Below are 23,529 nucleotides of genomic sequence, written 5' to 3'. Positions count from 1 at the left end.
GCCCAAATCTGGTATGACTATACCGTCGGAAAACAGACCTACAAACAACTTTCCATAAGCTACAATTGCGCCGTCCGAACTATCCAAAGACACCTGAAAAAAGCGCCCAAAACAGCCCTAAATGAGCCACAAGTAAAGACGTTGAATCTGATTATGGACGTCACGTTTTTCGGGCGACAATTTGGCGTATTAGTGATAATGGATTCATGTGCTAAAAAGGTCGTTTATCACCAAATAGTTCGTACAGAGAAAGATGTTTACTACACCAAAGCAATTAATCGATTGCGTGAAAAAGGATTTATTATTCAATCGATTACTTGTGATGGTCGACGTGGATTGTTAAAAGATATTTTTGATACGCCTACTCAAATGTGCCAATTTCACTTGGTTGCGATGGTCATCAGAAAGCTGACAAGAAATCCTAAATCGGTTGCCGGAAAAGAGCTGAAAGCCTTGGTAAAAACGTTGAAAAATAGTCACAAAAATGAATTTTATGTCCGCTTACATCATTGGTTTTTACGGCATAAAGCCTATTTGGAAGAACGGTCTGAAATCCCCGACAGCAAGGGGAAATATCCCTACAAACATCGCAAGCTACGAGGAGCTTACGCCAGTATTAAACGTTACATGGACTACCTGTTTACCTTTGAGAAATACCCTGAATTACGGGTAGAGAAGACGACAAATCGGTTGGAGGGATTATTCAAAGAATTAAAGCAAAAATTATCGGTACATAATGGGTTGAACCGACGAAATAAGATTATGTTTATTCAGGACTTTTTGAATAAAAAGAGTTGATTTTAGTATATAAAATACCCAAAACCAACCTTTTTGTCCAATAGGGCATGGTGTCTAAAAAATTACCAACCTTTTTGTCTACTATGCCGCATTTCAACTATTTGAAATATAAACAAACATCAACAGACCCTATTGATTAACATATACCGCACTTATGATTTACTGATAAGTGCGGTATATTCAATTATTATGCGCTTCTCATACGGCGGATCAACATCGTTGCACAGCCAAATCCAAGTAAACTGAACGCGGACATAATATAAAAAACATTATTGTAGCCGGTAATGCCGGGATAATTATCCAGCATATAGCCGTATAGCGTATAGCCGAACATTGACGGCATATAACCGATTAAACAACCTAACGCCATAGAAGAACCGGCATATTCTCTTGGCACACCGATCTCCTCCATCGGCGCAAAAAAGACCGCTCTTTGCGTAAAAATAATCGCACCGAAGCCTAATGTTGCCGTCATGCCGAGATAAACACTCATTGATTCGTGCGGCAATTGAATAAAAAGGATCATACTGACAAACGCCACGATAAATGCAGTTTGCAAATATCTTAACGGCGAGTGGAATACTTTATCCGATAAAAAACCGCCGAGCGGCCCGCCAATCATTTTTAAACCGTATTGGTTGATAATGCCGTAAGCGCCGACTAATGCGACCGGTAAACCGTAAATATCTTTTAAGAATGGGATAAAATAAGTCAGACCGGTATAGGAAGAATACACAAAGAAAATAACAAATGCAGCGAGCCAAGTATTAACATCTTTAATCACATAAAGAATACCACTGAAAACTTTCGCATTGGCTGACTTGTCTCTAGCGGTGACTTTAATGTGATCTTCGTCGCCGACCAAGAAATAAGTTACTACGCCGACAAGTGCGGTCATGAATGTATAGTAGAGAATACCCGCTTGCATACCGGCTTTGCCTTCACCGAACAAGACAAAGATACCCAAGGCGCCGAAAGCGACAATCACATCGACAACGCCGCGCCCGGCCTCTAAAAAGCCGAATAATCTGCCTTGGTCCTCTTTTGTGCCGAGTAACCGTACCGCTTTGAGTAGCACTGGCCAATAGACGACTTCTCCAAAAAAAGCCAGTCCGGCAAACGCAAAAACATAGCCAGTAAATGAAGGAAGCGTGGATAGGTAAAGTCCGCAAGCAGCAACCCCCAACAGCCCTGCCGGCAGCAAATATTTTTTTGAAAAACGATCAGCGAGATACATTGAGAAAAAATAGCCGATTGTTTGTACAATAGCATAAAAAGTGAAACCTAAACCGATTTCGGTATTGCTCAACCCCCAATCTTGCTGCATCGGCACATAGAAAACATCTTTAATGCTAGAAAGTTTATAAATCGTACCGCCGCCAAGTACCAAAAAGCCCAGTTGTACCCATTTGTTGGCAAATAATCCTGTTGTTCTGTCCATCATTATGCTCTCCCCAGATAAGCGACGGCTTCTATTTCGACGAGTGCATCTTTAGGCAAACGTGAAACTTCAACGCAGGAGCGGGCAGGATATTCATTCTCGAAGTAATCCGCATAGATCCGATTAAACGAATTAAACCGCTCAATATCTGTTAAAAAACAGGTTGTTTTTACAATATCTTTTTTACAGCCGCCAGCTGCCGTTAAAATAGCTTCCAGATTTTTTAGCGCTTGGTGGGTCTGTTCTTCGATAGCGCCAGCAACCATGTTGCCGGTGTCTGCTGTAATCGGTATGCAACCTGAAATATACAGCCAGTCCTTAACTTTGACTGCTTGCACATAAGGTCCGATCGCCGGTGGCGCAAGTGCGGTGTGGATAATCTGTTTCATTATTTTTCCTTAACAATATTTTTGTTTTAAGTGATGTAGGGCATCAATTGAGATTTTCAGCCCATCCAATTGTGCTTGAGTAAGGATGGCCTGTGCTTGTGAAGAAATTTTGTGGGGATAATAGTAGTCTAAAGGTTTGATTAGGCTCTCGGCGAAAGGGGGCAGTTTGATTTGAAAAGCACCGCTAAAAGTATCCATGCCTCCCGTACCTTTCGGGCGTGCAAAATTGGCGCAATAGGGATAGCAATTTTCGATATTGATGTGTGTAATCGGAGAATCTTCCAGTAAAATTTTAAAACATTGATCAATATCGATGCTTCCCTGCCCGATAGGTACGCCGCATACAACTGGAGTATCATCATGCATGATCACGATGTGATCTTTAAAATGGGTGGAATAGGTATAAGGCGCCAGTGCTTTGACCGCTTCAACCGGATCTTCCCACGCCATCATAGAATTACCAATATCGCAATGTGCGCCGACCCATTGACTGTTTACCGCTTCGATAATACGGATAATTTCTTGTGATGTTTCGTGTTCGTGATTTTCCAATGCCAATTTAATGCGGTATTTCTTAAGTAACGGTACGATCGCTTTGAGTTGAGTCGGGGCTTTGGCCATCCGTTGCGGATTAAATTTACCGCTGCTGACATAGGTTCGCACCACATCGGCTCCCAGTTCATTGGCAATTTTCAATGCTGGCGCTAAACTTTCCGTATCACAAAATCGGGTATCTATTTCGCAATAAAGATTATACTTTTCAATCGTTTCCCTTATGCGGTGCAAATAGGTTTTTTGATCACCGTCTAGCACGCCGAATTGCGGATGAAGATTCAGGTCGGGAATAATATTTAATTCGACGCCGCTCAATCCCAATTCCCATGTTTTTTGAATAAAAGAGAATACATCCATTTGCCGATGTTGAAAAAGAAGATGGCAAGACTCTGTTTCCAATCCGAATTTCATTGCTGACTCCCTATGCGCCGGAACAATTGCGTAAGTGTAAATATACGGTGTGGGTTGAAATTCCCAATAAATTGGCAATGGCTTTGGTTGCCCCCTTCAATTCGAACAGCCCCTGCTGGTAAAGCTCGGCGATAATTAGTTTATTTTTATTATTTACACCGATAGTCGGATCATGGTTGATTCTGCTGATGACTTTCTCAACCGTCTGATTAAATAAGTCGTCGATATTCTCTGCAAACAGTTCCCCGTTTTTAATTTCGTGGTTTTTAATGTCATGGGCTGCCGCCGATTGCGCTTGAGCCGTATTTGTACTCAATAAAAAAGACATAAAATCGTGTAATGGTGTATCAAGGCTTAAATTGACACAGAGCAACCCGATAATGCGATCGTTTTCACCCAGCACGGCTTGGGTGATGGAGCGCATTTTTTGTCCATTTTTAGAATGGGTAAAATAGGCATCGGTCACAAATGTCTTTTCTTCCGTCATCTGTTTCAACATATTTAAGGCCGTGCTGGTGATAGGTGCGCCGACCGCTCTATCGGTCAAATGAGAATTCACTATCTTGATCACCGAGCATTGCAAATCGGCTAAAGAGTGCAGCACCACTTCGCAATCATTGCCCAATAGATTTTTTAGCATCGTCAAAACCGGTTCCTGCGAGCGCAAAATCTGTTTATCAACCAGTGTTAAAGGATAGGTTAGTGTTGGAAAATCCCGTGTTTGATTTAGTTGTACCATGTTACTCACTCAAATATTTTTTATTGAAAATCATAAAATCAATTAAAGTTGATTTTATGTCTTTATACAATCAACTTTAATTGATTATGTGATCATGATCGAAGAATAGTTGTATGGAGATACAGGGGATAAGCGGAAAATTATGGTGAGATTGCTAAACGGCAATAAGAAGAAATAAAAATAAGAAAAAGCCGAATAGAAATATTCATTCTGATTCGGCTGTTCTAACGCTTTTAGAATATTAAACTCAGGCTAATTAAACCGCGCCTCTCCGACTTTTTGCATAAGTATCGAACGATACTGCGAGGATAATAATCGCGCCCATGATGATTTGTTGGTAGTAGGCGGAGACGTCCATTAGCACTAATCCGTTGATCAGGACACCCATGATAATCGAGCCGAAGATGGTGCCGGTGATGCGGCCATAGCCGCCCATTAGTGAGGTGCCGCCGATGACCACGGAAGCGATAACCCGTAGCTCAAATGCCACCCCGGCAACGGATTCGGCGCTGCCTAAGCGGGCGCTTAAGATAAAACCAGCCAGACCTGCCAGTGCGCCGATGACCACATAGACGCTGATCAAAGTGCGGTTGATGTTGACACCAGCCAAGCGAGCGGCTTCTGGGTTGCCGCCGACGGAATAGACATAGCGTCCCCAGCGGGTTTTGTGTAGTGCGATATAGCCGAGAATGGCGACAATGGCAAAGATCACCACCGGAACCGGCACCCCTAGCAGATCACCACGCCCCCACCAGCGGTAGCCTTGGTCAAAACCGGCGATCGGCGCACCGTCGTTAATCACCAAGGTCAGACCACGCCAAATAGTCATGCCGCCTAAGGTGACGATAAACGGTGGAATTTTCAATTTGGTCACGCCTAAGCCATGCAGCCAGCCGATGAAAGTTCCCATCGCCAAACAGATTCCCAAGCCGACTAACCAACTCATGCCGCCCCAAGCACCGGGTTCGACAGTGACGGTGTTGTCGCCTTTAATCACGTGGGCGGCAAAAATTGCACACACCGCCAGCACTGAGCCGACGGAAAGGTCAATTCCTGCAGTTAAAATCACGAAAGTCATGCCGACCGCCATGATGCCGAAAATCGATACTTCGGTCAGGATGTTAAAGATATTGCGTTCAGATAAAAACGCACTGTTTTGGAATTGGAAAAAGATAATCAAAAATACCAGAAAAACCAGCACCCCAAATCGCTCGAAAAAGGCAATCGGGTCTTTTTTACCATTTTCGTCCACAATTCCTAAATTTTTTAGCATGTTCTCAAACATAATACTTTCCTTATCTTACAAGGCTGCTTAATGCCGGTTTACACCGATCGCCATCATTGACATCAATTTTTCTTCGGTGGCATCATCACCGTGGATCTCACCGGTCACTTTTCCTTCCGAAAGGGTGATAATCCGGTCGGAAATCGCCATGATTTCCGGCAAGTCGGAGGAGATCACCAGCACGGCAACCCCTTTTTTCGCCATATCGAACAGCACTTGATGCACTTCGGATTTTGCGCCGACATCAATGCCGCGCGTCGGTTCGTCAACAATTAATACTTTTGGATTTAATGACATACAGCGGGCAAGAATAATTTTCTGTTGATTTCCGCCGGATAGTTTGCGCGCTTCCAAGGAGGTGCTTGCCATTTTGATACTGAGTGCTTGACGGTAGGATTCGATCAAATCCGTCTCACGGTTCTCATTCACAAACCATTTCATGGTGAGCAGATTTTTTAAATTGGAAAGCGTCATATTGGTGCGAATCGGTAAGCCGAGCACCAGTCCCTCTTTTTTACGGTCTTCCGGCACCAGCGCAACACCTAGATCCAGCGCTTCCAATGGGGAGTTGGCATGATAAGATTTGCCGTTGAGGGTTATTTCGCCTGATTGGTAGTGATCGGCGCCAAACAGGCAACGCGCAATTTCGGTTCGTCCTGCACCGACCAGGCCGGCGATCCCCAACACTTCACCTTGATGGATGTCGAAACTGACATCGTGCAGTGCAATACCGTGTGGATCCATTTGTGGTTTTTCTTTTTTTAGATGACGGACGGATAGCACCACCGGTTTATCTTTATGTTGGGTTTCGCTTGACGGGCGGCGGTTGAAGATGACATTACGTCCGACCATCATACGGATAATTTCATCTACATTAGTTTCGGCAACGTTGCCTTCACCGGTATATTTGCCGTCTTGGAAAACGGTGAAACGATCGCATAGCGCAAATACTTCGTTGAGGCGGTGGGTGACATAAATAATGCTGACCCCGCGGGATTTTAGATCACGCACAATTTGATGCAGGGTTTCCACCTCTTTATCGCTCAATGCCGCAGAGGGTTCGTCCATGATAATTAGCTTGGCATTCAAGGTTAAAGCACGGGCAATTTCAACCATTTGTTGTTGTGCGACGCTCAATTGCGCCACCTGTGCATTGGGTGAGATATTGAGTTTGAGATTATCCAGCACCATTTTGGCTTCTTGTTCGAGATTTTTGCGATCAACAAAGATGCCTTTGGTTAATGGTTCACGCCCAAGGAAAAAATTCTCCGCTACCGTCATATTCGGCAACAGATTGAACTCTTGATAAATAGTGACGATGCCTTGTAGCTGTCTGGCGTGCGGGCTGTCGTTGATATCCAAGGTTTTACCATTGAAAATGATCTCGCCACTGGTTTGCGGCTGTGCACCGGATAAGGCTTTCAGCAAGGTAGATTTTCCGGCACCGTTTTCACCCAACAAGGCATGGACTTCCCCGGCAGCAACCTGTAATTTCACACCGTTCAGTGCCAAGATGCCTGAAAAACTTTTGGTAAGATTCTGGACTTTTAATAAAGGGGCTGACATATAGACCTCTCAGATCCGGCTGCAATATGCTGGATAGTGCAGCCGGAAATTGATTTATTTCACTTCTCCGATTCGCTCTGCGTCATTTAAGTTACTTTGCGTGATCACCGTCGGGGCGAAATCCAGTCCTTTAACCTCTGCACCACCGCGCGCTTTGGCGACGACTTGCTCAAGTGCGGTTTTGACCGCATAACTTGGGCGTTGATCGGCAGTAGCGTATAACCAACCCTCTTTAATACGAGACAAAGCTTCCGGGCCGGCATCAAATCCGGTGACCAAAATATCACCGGCTTTATAGCCAAGTCCGTTCAGCGCTTCAATTGCCCCTAAAGCCATATCGTCGTTAGCGGCTAAAATAACATCCGGTTTTTGTTTCAGGGTTGGTAGCACACTTTCAATAATCCGCAATCCTTCGGAACGTAACCAATTGCCGGTTTGATCGACTAAAATGTTGTATTTGCCATCTTTTAACCCATCACGAATGCCGTTCATCCGTTCGATATTGGAGCTGGATCCTGGTTGTCCGGTTAGCAAAATGATATTGGCACCGTCCGGGAATTTTCCTTTCACGACGTTGGCGATTTCTTGTCCGCCGGTGTAGTTATTGGCACCAAAGTGCGGTATTGGCTCGCTGCTTTGTACTTTACGATCCAGCGTTGCGGTTGGGATTTTTTCGTCGATAATCTCTTCTACTGCGGCGGCAATCGCATTGACATCGTTAGGGGCGATGATAATTCCTTTTGCGCCTTTGGTAATTGCATTTTCCAAGTCGGCGGCTTGCTTGGTGGAGCTGCTTTGCCCGTCCAGAACTTGTAAATTGACTTGTAATTCTTTCGCGGTATTCATCGCGGATTTGGAGAGTTGCACTTCAAATGGACTGGATAAGTTCGGCAGGCTGAAAACTACCAATTCATCTTTTGCATAAACATTAAACGCTAAGCCAAGCGTTAACAAAGAAAGGGCTAATTTACGACTTGTTTTCATATATTCACCTCATAATATTTGGACGTGACATAATACGATTAGAAACATCAATCATAGCTACGTCATGGTATTTAAAACTGAAACTGCCTGGTCTTGACTAAATAGTCGTGAAAAGACAGGCGGTTTCGGATACGACGTTAAAGGGCGATTTATTTAATTTAGAATAAAAAATCAATAATTTCTAATATTTGAAATGTTTGGTTCATTTCGAAATGAAGAATAGCATTACCTGAAATGCTGTCAATAATATTGGAAAATTTGTTTCAATTTTGTTAAGCAGATCATAAAAATTGTCTATGATCTGCTGAAATTTGATCGTTGCCTTTATTCGGAATAGACATCAACCCATGCTTTGGTTACGGCAGATTTGGCAATGGCTTCTAAGACTCGCGACACTTTATAGCCTTCCGCAAAGTCAGGCCACATCGGCTTGCCTTCGGTTAAACCAAGGATTAAATCGCGGATTTCAACGGTTTTTTGATCATTAAAACCAATACCATGACCAGCACTGATACAAAACGGTTTGTAGTCAGGATGCAGCGGCCCGGTGAGTAGCGTTTTAAAGCCTTGGCGTGCTGGGTTATCGTCATGCAAATATAGCTTCAATTCCGCCATTCGTTCTTGGGTATAACTGATCGTGCCTTTGGTACCGGTCACTACATAGGTTAAGCCCATTTTACGTCCACAGGCGATTCTTGAGGTTTCAATCGTGCCCATCACCCCACTGGCAAAACGCAATAGACTACTTGCTTGATCCTCATTTTCAACCTGAACCAGTTTGCTTCGGTCTTGTGGATCCGGGCGCTGTTTGATCACGGTTTGCAGATCGCCACTGACACTAACAATATCTTCGCCCAGCAAATATTGCGCCATATTGACAATATGTGCGCCAATGTCGCCCAGTGCGCCCAATCCGGCCTTTGCCCGATAACAGTGCCAGTCGATCGGGGTGTTCGGACTGGCTAAATAGTCTTCATTGTGGGTGCCGTAAAAATGAATGACTTCACCGATTTCACCGTTGCGAATAATCTCTCTTGCCAATTGGCTGGTGGGATTTTTCATATAGTTAAATCCGACCAACGTTTTAATCCCAGCTTGGGTGGCGGCATCATACATCTCTTTGGCTTCAAGTGCGGTTAGCGCCAACGGTTTTTCTGAATACACGTGTTTGCCGTGTTTAATCGCTTCCAGCGCAATCTCGCGGTGCAAAAAATTGGGCGTACAAATATCCACTACATCCACATTCGGGTCACGCACCACATCACGCCAATCGCCAGAAGAGCGTTTGAAGCCAAACTCCTGTGCTTTTTGTGCGGCCAGCTCTGGGGTGATTTCTGCCAGATATTCCAGCACTAATTTGCCCTGTAAATTAAAAACAGTGGGAGCCTGTGCGTAGGCAATTGCGTGGCAGCGTCCGATATAACCGGTGCCGATCAGTCCGATTCTGACGGTATTCATTTTGTTCTCCTTACCTTTATCGCTTTAAAAAAGGCGGATATTCAATCCGCCCTCTTAGTTGTCCCTTCGTTGTACTCACCATAAATGGTTACAATGTCGGCATACTAAATGCCGCGCCTTGTTCCCGCACATTATGATTTGGCCAGCGGCTGGTGATGGTTTTCATACGAGTATAGAAACGCACACCATCAGGGCCGTATACATTCAATGCGCCGAAAATCGAGGCTTTCCAACCGCCAAAGCAATGGTAGGCAATTGGTACCGGAATCGGCACGTTAATCCCGACCATGCCGGCTTGCACATCTTGGCTGTATTGTCTGGCGGCATCGCCGTCACTGGTGAAAATGGCACTGCCGTTGCCGTATTGGTGATCGTTGATCAGCTTCATTGCACTGGCATAATCTTTGGCTCTGACCACACATAATACTGGTCCAAAAATCTCTTCTTGATAGATGCTCATCTCGGTTGTGACATGATCGAATAGACTGCCACCGATAAAATAGCCGTTCTCATGCCCGGCAACTTTGTAATTGCGTCCGTCTACGACGAGTGTTGCCCCAGCAGCTACACCTTGATCAACATAGCCTGACACTTTTTCCAAGTGCGGTTTTGAGATCAACGGTCCCATATCGTTTTCTTTCTGTCCTTCCGGCAACACGCCCGGACCGATACGCAACGCTGCTACTTTTGGTTTCAGATTATTGACAATCGCATCGGCTACAGCATCGTCAATGGTGACCGCAACCGATAGCGCCATGCAACGTTCGCCGGCAGCACCGAAAGCCGCACCCAACAACGCATTCGCTGTCATTTCAATATCTGCATCCGGCATGATCAAGGCGTGGTTTTTGGCGCCGCCCAATGCCTGCACTCGCTTGCCGTGCGCCGAACCGACTTCGTAGATATATTGGGCAATCGGCGTTGAACCGACAAAACTGACGGCTTGAATACGTGGGTCACGCAACAGAATATCCACCGCTTCTTTATCGCCCTGCACCACGTTGAACACCCCGTCAGGTAAACCGGCTTGTTGCAGCAACTCTGCCAAACGAATCGACAGCGACGGATCTTTTTCTGATGGTTTTAAGACAAATGTATTGCCGCATGCCAACGCAATCGGGAACATCCACATCGGCACCATCGCCGGGAAGTTAAACGGTGTAATCCCAGCCACGACACCCAGCGGCTGCATCACTGAATGGGTGTCGATGCCGCGCCCGACATTGGCGGAGAACTCGCCTTTCAACAAGTGCGGTATGCCGGTGGCGAATTCCACCACCTCCAAGCCACGGGTTAGTTCACCGATTGAATCGGAATAGATTTTGCCGTGTTCACTGGTGATCAATTTGGCTAGCTCATCAAAATTGGCTTCCAATAATTCTTTAAATTTAAATAAAATTCGAGCACGGCGTAGCGGAGATTGTTGCGACCAATCTGCATAAGCGGCTTGGGCGGCGGCAATTGCGGAATCCACCTCAGCGGCAGTACTCAATTTAACTTGTTTGGTTTGTTCACCGGTCGCCGGATTGAACACTGGTGTTAAACGGGCGCTTTGACTTTCAACGGTTTTACCATTGATAAAATTTGGAATAAACTGGCTCATATTTCTCCTCGATACAAATCGGCTGATGGCAATTAAGGCATATTTCAGGGATACAATACCGCTATGAAATATTTTTTTCAATCGAAAACCGCCTAAAATGAAATTTTTATTTCATTTTTTGTGATCTAAGTAGAATCTTGCAAAAGATCTGGTTCAGCAAAAGCCGATTGTCGCTTATACTTTTGCTTAAAAGAACCACAGACGCTAAAACAGAGGTTAGTCATGAGCCCATTACTGTCCAAATCCAATGCCATTAATAACGGCTTTCGCCAACAAATCACCCCGCAAAACGCCAATTGGGAATACGTCGGTTTCGAACTGCTGCATCTGTCCGCCGGTCAATCGCAGGAAATCAACACTGAAAATACGGAAGTTTGTTTTGTGGTGGTGTCCGGTTACGCTTCATTTGCGGTCGATGGCAAAATTTTCGAACATCTAGGCAACCGCACTTCGCCTTTTGAGCGGATTCCGCCGTATTCGTTGTATGTACCGCATCATAAACAAGTGCGTGTGATTGCCGATACCGAGCTGGAACTGGCGATTTGCCGCGCGCCGAGCAGCGGAAACCTGCCGATTCGAGTGATTAAACCGCAAGATGTCGGGGTGGAAAAACGCGGTTTCGGCAATAATCAACGCTTGGTACACAATATTCTGCCGGAAACCGAAGCCGCCGACAGTTTATTGGTGGTCGAAGTGTTTACTGACGAAGGCAACACCAGTTCGTTTCCAAGCCATAAACATGATCAAAAAAACTCAGACAACGAAACCTATCTGGAAGAAACCTACTATCACCGTTTCGAGCCGCAACAGGGCTTCTGCCTGCAACGGGTTTATACGGAAGACCGCACTTTGGACGAATGTATGGCGGTTTACGATGGCGATGTGGTCAAAGTGCCGAAAGGCTACCATCCGGTGTCAACCATTGCGGGTTATAACAACTATTACTTGAATGTGATGGCAGGTCCGGTACGCAAATGGCGTTTCAGCTGGGAGCAGGATCATCAATGGATCAACAGTGAAGAATATGCGCGAAAGTTTAGGTAATTATGCTTCTCCTTTCTTTGCAGCTGAGCGGCTAACTTTTTAGCCGCTCACTATTTTTTAAAACTAAACCCTCGCAATTAAAGCCTCCCCATTACTAGCCCCTTTTTTCGGTTGCTCGGTCGGGTTAAACCCCTGCGATAACCATTTATCATTAGAGCGAATCATTTTGCGATAGTGGGTTGGTGAAAAGCCGGTATATTTCTGAAAATTATCATAAAACCGGCTGATGGAATTGAATCCTGCAGTCAATGAAATATCTAACATCGTCTTATCGGTATCGCTCAACAGGGCTTTGGTGTGGTTAATTCGCATCATGGTGATGTATTGCTTAATCGTCAGCTGCATCACGCTTTGGAATAGTCCCATTGCATAATTGGTATTTAATCCGACCGCACTTGCCACATCGCTCACGGTTAAAGACTTGCTGTAATGGCTGGCAATATGATCAAGCATTAAGCTGACATAGTGTTGAGTGTGTTTAGACGATTTTTGCTGGCCGTTCGGTTCATACACTTTTTCCAACAGTAATTGCCAGCCGTCCAAGGCGATCCGTTTTATCATCAATTCGATTTCATCATAAACCAGCTGCTGACGACTCAAGGTTGGCATTTTTAACTCTTTTTCCCAACGTGCCACTTCAAATTGGCTGACGAGATCTGGATTCAACGACTGGATAATCATACCGTGAGTAATATGGTTGATTAAATCTTGCGGCAGCGGCCAAGACAGAAACAGATGCACTGGCACGTCCAACACCGCCATTGCCTTGCATTGCCGACAATCGACCACACGATGCGGAACCGAAGCCCAAAATAGGGTGATATGGTTTGCCTTTATCGTCACGTTGTGACCGTTAAAAATATAGTCTACATCGTCATCGAACGGAATATTGATCTCCATATGACCATGCCAGTGATAGCCCGGCATGGCAGCCGGTGGATATTGCAGATTTACCCTTAACGGCTGGTTATCAGAATACAGTGCCAATGGACTAATGCTTTCGCTACCAAAGGTATCGCCGTCCACCGCTTTAAAGCGTGTGGTTTGTAACATCGTTTTTTTCATTGGTTATCACGCCAAAATCTCTCTTTATTGCGATTAAGGCTAACATTTTTATCATATGCAAAATAGTATTTTTCCACTAAATAATCCTGAAACTTCAGATTATGTCGTGATGATCCATAAAAATGAGCTTTTAGGAATTTTATCCGATAATTCGAAGCGACTTCTTTAAATCAGTAATGTCATGATGAAGATAGAATTCAAATGACAACTCACCACTAAAGGAGTAAATCTATATGAATGCACCTAAAATTACCTTTATCGGCGCCGGCTCAACCATTTTTGTGAAAAATATTCTGAGTGATATTTTCCATAAACCGGCATTGAAACAGGCGAAAATCGCACTGATGGATATCGACCAAACACGTTTGCAGGAATCACAGTTTGTGATCGATAAATTGATGCGATCCGCCAGAGCAAATGGCAGTATCGAATGCTATGCCAATCAAAAAGAAGCGCTGCGTGATGCGGATTTTGTGGTAGTGGCATTTCAAATTGGCGGCTATGAGCCTTGTACCGTCACCGATTTTGAAATTTGTAAGAAATACGGCTTAGAACAGACTATTGCCGATACGCTCGGCGTTGGAGGTATCATGCGGGCGCTGCGCACCATACCGCACTTATGGCAAATCTGTGAAGATATGACTGAAGTGTGCCCAAATGCCACCATGCTGAACTATGTCAACCCGATGGCGATGAATACTTGGGCAATGTATGAAAAATATCCGCATATCAAACAGGTCGGGCTTTGCCATTCGGTGCAGGGAACTGCTGAAGAATTGGCGCATGATTTGGAGCTGAGCCCGGACGATTTGCGCTACACCTGCGCCGGGATCAATCATATGGCATTTTACTTAAATCTGGAAAAACGCTTAGCGGACGGCAGTTATGTCAGTATTTATCCTGATCTGTTAAAGGCGTTTGCAACAGGACAGGCACCAAAACCGCGTATGGATGATAATCCTCGCTGTAATAATCTTGTCCGCTACGAAATGCTGAAAAAATTAGGTTATTTCGTCACTGAATCCTCTGAGCACTTTGCCGAATACACGCCATATTTCATTAAGCCTAACCGTCCTGACTTAATCGCGCGCTACCAAGTGCCGTTAGACGAATACCCGAAACGTTGCGTTGAACAAATCGCCGCTTGGAAAAGCGATCTGGAAAAATACAAACAAGCTGACAGCATTCAAATGCCGGAATCGCGTGAATATGCCAGCACGATTATTAATTCTATCTGGACCGGCGCGCCGAGTGTGATTTACGGCAATGTGCAAAATACCACACTGATTGATAATTTGCCGCAAGGTTGTTGTGTTGAAGTGGCTTGCTTGGTCGATGCCAACGGTATCCAACCCACTAAAGTTGGTTTATTACCGAACCATTTAGCCGCACTAATGCAAACCAACATCAATGTACAGCGGCTCACCACTGAAGCTATCCTGACCGAAAATCGTGATCGTATTTATCACGCAGCCATGCTCGATCCGCACACCGCCGCCGCATTAGGGTTGGATGAGATTTACAGTTTGGTTGATGAGTTATTGCTGGCGCATAAAGACTGGATGCCGCAATGGATCTATCGTTAATCACCTGACATTAATCGGAAGTGCCGGGATGCTCGGCATTTCGTCAAAATAAAAGGATGTGTTATGAGCTTATCAATGAAAACCAAAATCAGCTTCGGACTCGGTGCCTACGGTAAAGATTTTGCTATCGGCATTGTGTATATGTACCTGATGTATTACTACACCGATGTGCTGGGTGTCAGTGCGGCAATTGTCGGCACCATCTTTATGGTGGCACGGGTGTGGGATGCATTAAATGACCCGATTATGGGTTGGATTGTTAATAGCACCCGCTCCCGTTGGGGAAAATTCAAACCTTGGATTTTAATCGGCACCATTGTCAATTCTATAGCACTGTTTTCTCTGTTTTGTGCGGACTTCTTTAGTGGCACGGCACAACTTGTTTATATTGCAGTCACTTATATTCTTTGGGGCATGACTTATACCCTCATGGATATTCCGTTTTGGTCATTAACCCCGACCTTAACGCTGGAGCAGCGCGAACGTGAAGAACTCGTGCCTTACCCCCGCTTCTTTGCCAGCCTGGCCGGCTTCGTCACCGCTGGAATATGTATGCCGTTTGTCGATTATGTCGGTGGAGAGGACAAAGGCTATGGTTTCCGCATGTTTACCCTTGTCATCATCGCTTTCTTCATTGCTTCGACTATTATCACACTTGCCAATGTCCACGAAAAATACTCTTCGGACAATCTTGAAGGCACTAACCAAACGGCTAAGAAAATTCCGTTGAAAACCTTGGTCTCTCTGATACCTAGAAATGATCAACTCTCCAGTCTATTAGTGATGGCGCTTTGCTATAACATTGCAGGTAATATTATCTCAGGCTTTGCGGTGTACTACTTTACCTATGTTGTCGGCGATAAAGAATTATTTCCATACTATATGTCGTATGCCGGTATCGCCAATCTGGCCGTCATCATATTGTTCGCCCGTTTAGCCAAACTATTTTCACGCAAAACGTTATGGGCGAGTATTTCAATCTTCTCCATTTTAAGCTGTGCCATTTTGGCATACACAGGTATCGTCGATCACGGCAACATCGCTTTAATCATCACTGCTGGTGTCTTTATGCAAATCGGTAGCGCTCTATTTTGGACATTGCAAGTGATCATGGTGGCAGATACGGTAGATTACGGTGAATATAAACTGGGTATCCGCTCCGAAAGTATCGCCTATGCGGTACAAACCATGGTGGTCAAAGCCGGTTCTGCGGTATCAGCTTTTTTGATCGGGGTGCTACTGACGGCGATTCATTATGTGCCGAATGTCGCCCAAACCCCGGAAACCATTTTTTGGATGGAAATGATTATGATCGCCTTACCGATTTTGTTCTATGTGATTAAATTATGTGTCTATTTCCGTTATTACAAATTACACGGCGATTTATTGGCTAAAGTGAATATCCGCTTGCTGGATAAGTACCGTGTCACCGACTAACCAGTTATCTTAAACCATAAAAAAACCTGTAGCGACAAACTACAGGTTTCAGGCTGTCGATAAAGCAGTTTAAGAGAGACTCAACGATGCTCAACCGTGCACAATGAAATCGTGCACGGAAAAACGCTTTTACTCTTTGCGTTTAAATGCCAGTGAGATTGCCAGCGTTTGCACCAAGGTCATGGTGGCACATTGTGAGCGGAAGCCGCTGACTTGGGCTTCTTTGACCACGAAAGCCACATCACTGAAGCCGACGAGCGGACTGATTTGGCTGTCGGTGATGGCAATTTGTTTCACGCCGCTTTTGGCGACGGCATTCATAATATTAATGGTTTCTTTAGCGTAAGGCGAAAAGCTGATCGCGACTACCACATCACCCGGCTTAATCAGATTCAACTGTTCTTCAAACATGCCGCCCAAGCCGTCGATAATATACGAGTGGCAATCCAGATGATGCAACGCATAATTTAAATAACTGGCGACGCTGAAAGAACGTTTTAGCCCAATAATAAAAATATTGTTGGCAGAATGCAGCAGCTCAACCGCACTTTCAAGCTGCTCAAGACTGATTTGATTGACCAATTGTAACAACGCCTGATTATTCGCTTGAGCAAACACATTCAGGATCTCGTTTGGTGCTCCTTGTGTGGCGTTTTCGGGATCAATTTTATCGAACAAAACCGCTCTTTCGCTGTAATTAACCGTCTCTTCCATCAGGTTTTCGCGAAATATCTGTTTCATTTCGTTAAAACCGCTGTAACCAAACGCATTGGCAAAGCGAATCAAGGTGGACGGCGGAACGTCTGCTCGTTCGGCGATCACCGCCACGGTGTCGAATACGATACTATTTGAGTTATCCAGAATGTATTTAGCCACTTGCTTCAAGCGTTTACTCAGATTGTCATAGCGATCTCGAATTTGGCTTTCTAGTTGTTCAAGTTCTAATGATTTATTCATTTCATTTATCTCTGGAAGAAAACGGACCTAAACATTATAAGGGCTTTTAAAATTAATTATAGTTTTTATGATTTAATAAACCGAATAAAATTATCTCTATTTTTTGCAATATTTTTTAAATTTAGCGGCTTAATTTAACGCCACTGCACGAATCAGTGGCGTTATCACCAAGCGATTAAGGCAACAATTTTTCATCGCGCCATAAATCTGCATAACTTTCACGACGTTTGATCAAATGAGCCTGGTCGCCATCGACCATCACTTCGGCGGTGCGTGGGCGGGAGTTGTAGTTGGAAGACATACTGGCACCGTAAGCACCGGCGGAGCGTTGTGCGATTAAATCGCCTTCGGCGATTGTCAGCTGGCGCTGCTTGCCGAGAAAATCGGAAGTTTCGCAAATTGGACCGACGATGTCGTAAACCGCACTTTGGCGTTGTTCGGTTTGCGCTAAAGTGCGGTCAACTTCGATAATTTCCATATAGGCTTGATACAGCGCAGGGCGGATCATATCGTTCATTCCGGCATCGACAATCGCAAAATTGCGTGATTCATTGCTTTTCAGATATTCGACTTTGCTGACTAAAATCCCAGCGTTGGCAGTGATCGCACGTCCCGGCTCAAGGATAATTTCCAGTTGCGGATAGGCGCTTAATTTGGCTAAAAGTGCGGTGGTGTATTCACTCGGATGTGGCGGTTGTTCGCCGTGATACGGCACGCCCAAGCCACCGCCCAGATCAAGGTGGCGTAGTTCGATGCCATCTTCGTTAAGTTGTTGCATTAGCACTAATAAACGATCTGTTGCATCCAAAAACGGTTGTAATTCAGTTAATTGCGAACCGATGTGGCAGTCCATACCACTGATGTTAATGTGAGGCAATGATTGTGCCAAACGGTAAACTGCTCTGGCTTGATCAACGCTGACACCAAATTTGTTTTCTTTTAAACCGGTGGAGATATAAGGGTGGGTTTTGGCATCGACATCCGGGTTGACCCGTAGCGAAATCGGGGCAATTTTGCCCATTTTCCCTGCAACATGGTTAATTCGTTTCAATTCGGAAATGGATTCAACATTGAAACAGCGAATGCCGACTTCCAGCGCTCTGGCGATCTCTTGTTCCGTTTTTGCTACGCCGGAAAATACGATTTTGGCGGCGTCACCGCCTGCTGCCAGCACCCGTTCCAACTCCCCTTGTGACACAATATCAAATCCCGAACCGAGTTTTGCCATAACATTCAACACCGCAATATTTGAATTGGATTTTACGGCATAGCAGATTAAATGCGGGTGATCGCCGAAAGCGTTATCAAAAGCGTGCCAGTGGCGTTCCAAAGTAGCACGGGAATAGATGTACAGCGGTGTGCCGAACTGTGCAGCAATGTCACTGACTGCGATGTTTTCCGCCATAAGGCGGTTTTGTTGATATTGAAAAAAGTCCATGCGGTTATCCGAAATATTCTATTCTGAGGTTGAGTCGGTGGTCGGTTGCGTTTCTTGCGGAAAATAGAGCGGACCTTTCACGCCACACGCGGTGATGACTAACAACATTGAAGCCGCTAACAGATAGCGCCAGCATTTTTTCATTCTGATTCCCTCTCATCTTTTTCAATTCTATTGATAACGGCTATTTTTACCATTAATTGTGGCTTTGTGCTATCACAATTGTGTTAAAGCCACTATAATTTATCACCACTGATTCAGTAAAGAACCGATATTTTATGAACGTAGCAGAATTTCATCAACAGGTTGAACAAACCTGGTCTTACATTGAAGAACAACTTGACGAGCAAGGCGTTGACGTTGATTGCGACAGCCACGGCTCAGTGTTTTCGATTACCTTTGAAAACGGGCAGCAGATTGTGATCAATAAGCAAGAACCGTTACTCGAGCTATGGCTTGCCAGCAAACTAGGCGGCTATCATTTTAAATTTCGTGACGGGCAGTGGCTGACCGCTGATCAGCAAGCATTTTTTCCGTTATTGAGCGAAGCGCTCAGCGTATATTACGGTGAAACGGTGACAGTGGCTTAATGTCTGCTGAATCATCCAATACCCCGACCCTGCAAACCGCACTTGCTGTGTTACAGCAAGTGTTTGGTTATCATGCCTTTCGTCAAGGGCAGCAGCAAGTTATTGAAGCGGCGTTGAGCGGGCAAGACAGCTTGGTGGTGATGGCGACCGGTAGCGGCAAATCGCTGTGTTATCAAGTGCCGGCGCTGTGTTTTGACGGTTTGACGTTAGTGATTTCGCCGTTGATTTCGCTGATGAAAGATCAGGTCGATCAACTGTTGAGTAACGGGGTTGAAGCCGCTTATCTGAACTCGACCCAATCGTTTGCCGAACAGCAACAAGTACAAAACAAAGCGATTAACGGCGAACTAAAACTGCTTTACATCTCACCGGAAAAGGTGATGACCACCACATTTTTTCAGTTTATCTGCCAGTGTCGGGTTAGTTTTATTGCGATTGATGAAGCGCACTGTATCTCACAGTGGGGACACGATTTCCGTCCGGAATATACCGCACTTGGCGGCTTGAAAAAGAGTTTCCTCAATGTGCCGGTGATGGCACTAACCGCTACCGCCGACAGTGCCACGCGTAAGGATATTCTACAACACCTCGATCTAAGCCAACCCTATCACTATATTGGCAGTTTTGATCGCGCGAATATCCGCTACACCTTGGTTGAAAAATATAAAGGCGTAGAGCAAATGTGCCGTTTTGTGCTGGCGCAAAAGGGCAAGAGCGGTATTGTATATTGCAACAGCCGCAAAAAGACCGAGCAGCTGTGTGAAAGCCTGCAACGGCGCAAGGTCAGCTGTGCGCCTTACCACGCCGGCATGACGATTGAGCAGCGTGAAGCCACGCAATTGGCGTTTCAGCGCGATAATATTCAAGTGGTGGTGGCGACGGTGGCGTTTGGCATGGGCATCAACAAATCCAATGTGCGCTTTGTGCTGCACTTTGATTTGCCGCGCAGCATTGAAGCCTATTACCAAGAAACCGGGCGTGCCGGGCGTGACGATCTGCCGGCAGAAGCGGTACTGCTGTATGATCCGTCGGATTATGCTTGGTTGAATAAAATATTATTGGAAAAACCGGAAAGTCCGCAGCGCCAAATTGAACAACATAAATTGCAGGCGATGGGCGCCTTTGCTGAATCGCAAATTTGCCGCCGTTTGGTGTTGCTGAACTATTTCGGCGAACACCGTAGCACGCCGTGTAAAAACTGCGATGTCTGCCTCGATCCGCCCAAATCTTACGACGGCTTGCTGGACGCACAAAAAGTGATGTCGGTGATTTATCGGATCGGGCAAAATTTCGGCACACATTATGTGGTGGCAATCTTGCGCGGTTTGCAGAATCAGCGAATTAAAGAATATGGGCATGACAAACTGTCGGTGTTTGCCATCGGCAAAGAACAGAGCCAAGAGTATTGGATGAATGTGATCCGCCAGTTGATCCATTTGGGCTATATCGAACAAAATATCATGCAATTTTCCGCACTGCGCCTGACCGAAGCCGCCCGTCCGATTTTACGCGGCGAAACCGCACTTTCACTGGCAACGCCACGTTTATCAATGTCGGTGATTCAGCGCAGTCAAAGTTCCAGCTTAAAAGATTATGATAAAGACCTGTTTGCTCGCCTGCGTTTTCTGCGCAAGCAGATTGCCGACAAAGAGAGCATTCCGCCGTATATCGTGTTTAACGACGCCACCCTGCAGGAAATGGCGCAGCTGATGCCGACCTCCAATAATGAAATGTTACAAATCAACGGGGTAGGGCTACGCAAATTAGATCGCTTTGCGCAACCGTTTATGGCGTTGATTAAAGAGCACCAAACCAATCTGAACAACAGCCGACAAGAATGATAAAATAATCGTAATCTTGCTGTAGTCAAACCGCACTTTGCGTTATGATTTCCAGGGCTTCCTGACAATATTTCTATTTGTGATACCAAGGGGTAAAGAATGAAAACAGCATTTCAATTAGATCGTCTTGTTCATGGTTATTGGCGCTTAAAACAGTGGAATTTAACGCCACAGCAACTGTTGCAATTAACCGAGCAGGTTATCGAGCTGGGGATCCGCACTTTTGACCACGCCGCCTGCTATGGCTCGTTTACCAACGAGGAAGCGTTCGGTCAAGCGCTGAAATTAAAACCATCTTTGCGCCACGAGATCACACTGATCACCAAGTGCGGTATCTTGTTCCCAAGTCAGGAATTTCCGACCATTGACAGCCATTACTACGATAACAGCTACGAACACATCGTTGCTTCGGCGGAGCGCTCGATCGCCAAAATGCAGTGCGACTATCTCGATGTGCTTTTGATTCATCGCCTGTCGCCTTGCGTTGATCCGGAACAGGTCGCCAAAGCCTTCGAACATCTGCACAGTAGCGGCAAAGTGCGGTATTTCGGCGTATCCAACTACACCCCGTCGAAGTTCAGCATGCTACAATCCTACCTCGACCAGCCGCTACTGACCAACCAGATTGAAATATCGCCGTTGCATTTAGCCCCGTTTGACGACGGCACGCTCGATTATTTAATGGAAAAACGGATTCGCCCAATGGCATGGTCGCCACTGGCTGGCGGCGAACTATTTAACAAAGACAATCCTGCCGGCGTGCGGGTACGCAAAGCCTTACTCGACATCGGACAGCGCTTTAACGAAACCCACCTCGACACCCTCGCTTATGCCTGGCTGCTCAGTCACCCGGCAAAAATCACCCCAGTGATCGGCTCCGGCGAACTGCGCCGAATTCAAAGAGCGGTCGATGCGCTCTCGATTCAATTCAGCGAACAGGACTGGATTGAAGTTTACAAAGCCGCACAAGGGCATGATATTCCTTAGGGATTTTAGCCGCTTAGTTTTAAGCGGCTTCTTGTTTGAGAGCAGATAAAGAAGTGTAGTTAGGCTTGTTGCACGGCTAACTCGCGATCTTTTTCCTGCTCACGTTTAACACACTGGCGCTCATAGGCTTTAAAGAATGGATAATAGATAAAAATATCCAGAATAATCAATCCGATACTTAAAACTGGTGCCCAAATATCGCCGCCGGAGACTAAATAAGCGCCGATCGGTGCCGGTGTTGTCCACGGTGCCATCAGATAGACCCGGTGAATCAAGTCAAAATCTAAGATCAAATAGGCGATTATTGCATTTGCCATCGGTGCAAAAATTAACGGGATAAAGAAGAGCGGATTGACCACCATCGGTACGCCGTAAACAATCGGTTCGCCGATAGAGAAGAAAGACGGTACCAGCCCGATTTTGCCGATTGAACGTAAATGCACCGAGCGGCTGCGAACCAGTAAAAATGCCAGCGCAATCACCCCGCCGGAAGCGCCGTGTACGATATAAAAATCCCAAAAGGAGTTGGTAACAATAAAAGGAAGTGGCTCGCCCGCTTGTAACGCCGCCAAATTGGCCGCCATATTTTGCAGTAAGAACGGGGTCCAAAGCTGCATTAATACGAGGGAGCCGTTAATGCCCAAGAACCACAGTAAGTGGGTAGCAAATACAAACAACATAATCGCCCCAAGCGAATCGCTGACTTTGATCAACGGCGCCATATAATCCATGATTAACTGCGGAATAGTGACTCCCATCGCATGTTCAACATAAATCGAAAACGGGAAAATGGTGAGCAGCATGGCTAAAATCGGAATCACGATATTCAGCGATTCGGCGACCGCACTTGGCACTTCTTTCGGCAGACGGATGCGGATATTCAAATATTCTAGTAAACGGGTGGCTTCTACGGTGTAAATTGCAACGAAAATCGCAGAAAACAGTCCGATACCACCGAAAAACTTGATGTCCATTGCGCCGTCTTTCACCGGTGCGGCGATCAGTAAAAACGTCATCACCGATAAAAACGCTGCCGGTAGCGGCTCCCGTTTATAAGCCTTGGCGAGGTTATAGGCTATACTGGCGGAGGTAAATAACGAAATCGCATTAAACGACATTTGGAAAAATGCCCAGCCGTAATCGCTTGCCCAAGTGGCAAAACGCCACCAAGCGATGCCGAAACTATTGGTGGTATTTTGATCAAAAGGCGGAATCAGTAAAATCATGATAAAACTGCCGACAATCAAGAACGGCAAAACCACGATAAAGCCATCACGGATAGCGGAAATGTGCGGCTGTTTTTCTAACTTAAGTGCGGTCGGGGTGACGTATTTATCCATGTAACGGATCATTTT

The 23,529-nt window shown here is 45.5% G+C and carries 21 protein-coding genes; 7 read left to right on the top strand and 14 right to left on the bottom strand.

The window, feature by feature from the left end; translation table 11 throughout:
• Nucleotides 1-798: IS256 family transposase, variant Zn-binding type (locus FHQ23_RS01465; RefSeq protein ID WP_267963588.1), on the top strand; the 798-nt coding region annotated here is incomplete at its 5' end.
• A 187-nt stretch (nt 799-985) separates the two neighbouring features.
• Here the strand turns inward: FHQ23_RS01465 and FHQ23_RS01460 are convergent.
• The 9 genes from FHQ23_RS01460 to FHQ23_RS01420 all read right to left on the bottom strand — a co-directional run bounded on the left by FHQ23_RS01460 (nt 986) and on the right by FHQ23_RS01420 (nt 11,229).
• Complete coding sequence (locus FHQ23_RS01460; RefSeq protein WP_267963587.1) at nt 986-2,242, bottom strand: MFS transporter; 1,257 nt, start codon at nt 2,240-2,242, stop codon at nt 986-988.
• Nucleotides 2,242-2,628 carry a RidA family protein gene (locus FHQ23_RS01455; protein WP_139612734.1) on the bottom strand — a complete coding sequence of 129 codons (387 nt, stop codon included), beginning with the start codon at nt 2,626-2,628 and terminating at the stop codon, nt 2,242-2,244. Before FHQ23_RS01455 ends, FHQ23_RS01460 begins: the two co-directional genes overlap by 1 nt.
• Before the next feature lie 9 nt (nt 2,629-2,637).
• Nucleotides 2,638-3,594 (bottom strand): sugar phosphate isomerase/epimerase family protein, encoded by a 957-nt coding sequence (locus FHQ23_RS01450; protein WP_139612733.1) that lies wholly within the window; start codon nt 3,592-3,594, stop codon nt 2,638-2,640.
• A 10-nt stretch (nt 3,595-3,604) separates the two neighbouring features.
• Nucleotides 3,605-4,333, bottom strand: coding sequence for a helix-turn-helix transcriptional regulator (locus tag FHQ23_RS01445; RefSeq protein WP_139612732.1), 729 nt, complete (start codon nt 4,331-4,333; stop codon nt 3,605-3,607).
• Between the two features lie 256 nt (nt 4,334-4,589).
• The gene (locus FHQ23_RS01440; protein ID WP_139610485.1) at nt 4,590-5,618 is read right to left on the bottom strand and encodes an ABC transporter permease; all 1,029 of its coding nucleotides are present in this window, start codon (nt 5,616-5,618) and stop codon (nt 4,590-4,592) included.
• A gap of 27 nt (nt 5,619-5,645) precedes the next feature.
• Complete coding sequence (locus tag FHQ23_RS01435) at nt 5,646-7,184, bottom strand: sugar ABC transporter ATP-binding protein (protein WP_139612731.1); 1,539 nt, start codon at nt 7,182-7,184, stop codon at nt 5,646-5,648.
• Nucleotides 7,185-7,238: 54 nt separating this feature from the next.
• Nucleotides 7,239-8,168, bottom strand: coding sequence for a substrate-binding domain-containing protein (locus tag FHQ23_RS01430; RefSeq protein ID WP_139610484.1), 930 nt, complete (start codon nt 8,166-8,168; stop codon nt 7,239-7,241).
• A 324-nt stretch (nt 8,169-8,492) separates the two neighbouring features.
• Complete coding sequence (locus FHQ23_RS01425; RefSeq protein ID WP_139612730.1) at nt 8,493-9,626, bottom strand: Gfo/Idh/MocA family protein; 1,134 nt, start codon at nt 9,624-9,626, stop codon at nt 8,493-8,495.
• Between the two features lie 88 nt (nt 9,627-9,714).
• A complete protein-coding gene (locus FHQ23_RS01420) occupies nt 9,715-11,229 on the bottom strand; it encodes a CoA-acylating methylmalonate-semialdehyde dehydrogenase (RefSeq protein WP_139612729.1) in 1,515 nt (504 codons plus the stop codon).
• Nucleotides 11,230-11,451: 222 nt separating this feature from the next.
• On the opposite strand from FHQ23_RS01420, the gene iolB reads away from it, so the two are divergent.
• Nucleotides 11,452-12,273: a 5-deoxy-glucuronate isomerase gene (iolB, locus tag FHQ23_RS01415; RefSeq protein ID WP_139612728.1), complete on the top strand. Its 822-nt coding sequence runs from the start codon at nt 11,452-11,454 to the stop codon at nt 12,271-12,273.
• 63 nt (nt 12,274-12,336) lie between these two features.
• On the opposite strand, the gene melR is transcribed toward iolB, so the two are convergent.
• Nucleotides 12,337-13,326: a transcriptional regulator MelR gene (melR, locus tag FHQ23_RS01410; protein WP_267963586.1), complete on the bottom strand. Its 990-nt coding sequence runs from the start codon at nt 13,324-13,326 to the stop codon at nt 12,337-12,339.
• Between the two features lie 245 nt (nt 13,327-13,571).
• Between melR and FHQ23_RS01405 the strand changes: the two genes are divergently transcribed.
• Both FHQ23_RS01405 and melB read left to right on the top strand, forming a co-directional pair.
• Nucleotides 13,572-14,924, top strand: a complete 1,353-nt coding sequence (locus tag FHQ23_RS01405) for an alpha-glucosidase/alpha-galactosidase (protein ID WP_139612726.1) — start codon at nt 13,572-13,574, stop codon at nt 14,922-14,924.
• A 63-nt stretch (nt 14,925-14,987) separates the two neighbouring features.
• Nucleotides 14,988-16,361, top strand: coding sequence for a melibiose:sodium transporter MelB (gene melB / locus FHQ23_RS01400; protein WP_139612725.1), 1,374 nt, complete (start codon nt 14,988-14,990; stop codon nt 16,359-16,361).
• 129 nt (nt 16,362-16,490) lie between these two features.
• On the opposite strand, the gene FHQ23_RS01395 is transcribed toward melB, so the two are convergent.
• The 3 genes from FHQ23_RS01395 to lptM form a co-directional block, all read right to left on the bottom strand.
• The gene (locus tag FHQ23_RS01395) at nt 16,491-17,318 is read right to left on the bottom strand and encodes a MurR/RpiR family transcriptional regulator (protein WP_139612724.1); all 828 of its coding nucleotides are present in this window, start codon (nt 17,316-17,318) and stop codon (nt 16,491-16,493) included.
• Nucleotides 17,319-17,493: 175 nt separating this feature from the next.
• Entirely contained in the window at nt 17,494-18,756 is a 1,263-nt protein-coding gene (gene lysA, locus FHQ23_RS01390) for a diaminopimelate decarboxylase (protein WP_139612723.1), read from the bottom strand.
• Between the two features lie 18 nt (nt 18,757-18,774).
• Nucleotides 18,775-18,900, bottom strand: coding sequence for an LPS translocon maturation chaperone LptM (gene lptM / locus FHQ23_RS01385; protein WP_139612722.1), 126 nt, complete (start codon nt 18,898-18,900; stop codon nt 18,775-18,777).
• A 134-nt stretch (nt 18,901-19,034) separates the two neighbouring features.
• On the opposite strand from lptM, the gene cyaY reads away from it, so the two are divergent.
• The 3 genes from cyaY to FHQ23_RS01370 all read left to right on the top strand — a co-directional run bounded on the left by cyaY (nt 19,035) and on the right by FHQ23_RS01370 (nt 22,174).
• Nucleotides 19,035-19,346 carry an iron donor protein CyaY gene (cyaY, locus tag FHQ23_RS01380; RefSeq protein WP_139612721.1) on the top strand — a complete coding sequence of 104 codons (312 nt, stop codon included), beginning with the start codon at nt 19,035-19,037 and terminating at the stop codon, nt 19,344-19,346.
• Nucleotides 19,346-21,187, top strand: a complete 1,842-nt coding sequence (recQ, locus tag FHQ23_RS01375) for a DNA helicase RecQ (RefSeq protein WP_139612720.1) — start codon at nt 19,346-19,348, stop codon at nt 21,185-21,187. Before cyaY ends, recQ begins: the two co-directional genes overlap by 1 nt.
• A 99-nt stretch (nt 21,188-21,286) precedes the next feature.
• Nucleotides 21,287-22,174, top strand: coding sequence for an aldo/keto reductase (locus FHQ23_RS01370; protein ID WP_139612719.1), 888 nt, complete (start codon nt 21,287-21,289; stop codon nt 22,172-22,174).
• Between the two features lie 59 nt (nt 22,175-22,233).
• Here FHQ23_RS01370 and FHQ23_RS01365 read toward each other — a convergent pair whose 3' ends face one another.
• On the bottom strand, nt 22,234-23,526 hold the full coding sequence (locus tag FHQ23_RS01365; RefSeq protein WP_442805403.1) for a PTS sugar transporter subunit IIC: 1,293 nt from the start codon (nt 23,524-23,526) through the stop codon (nt 22,234-22,236).
• Between the last annotated feature and the right edge of the window lie 3 nt (nt 23,527-23,529).

The sequence above is a fragment of the Testudinibacter crocodili genome (genome assembly GCF_006228025.1).
GTDB lineage: Bacteria > Pseudomonadota > Gammaproteobacteria > Enterobacterales > Pasteurellaceae > Chelonobacter.
Note: the sequence above shows the minus strand (reverse complement) of the source record. Positions and strands in the feature narration are given on the sequence as shown.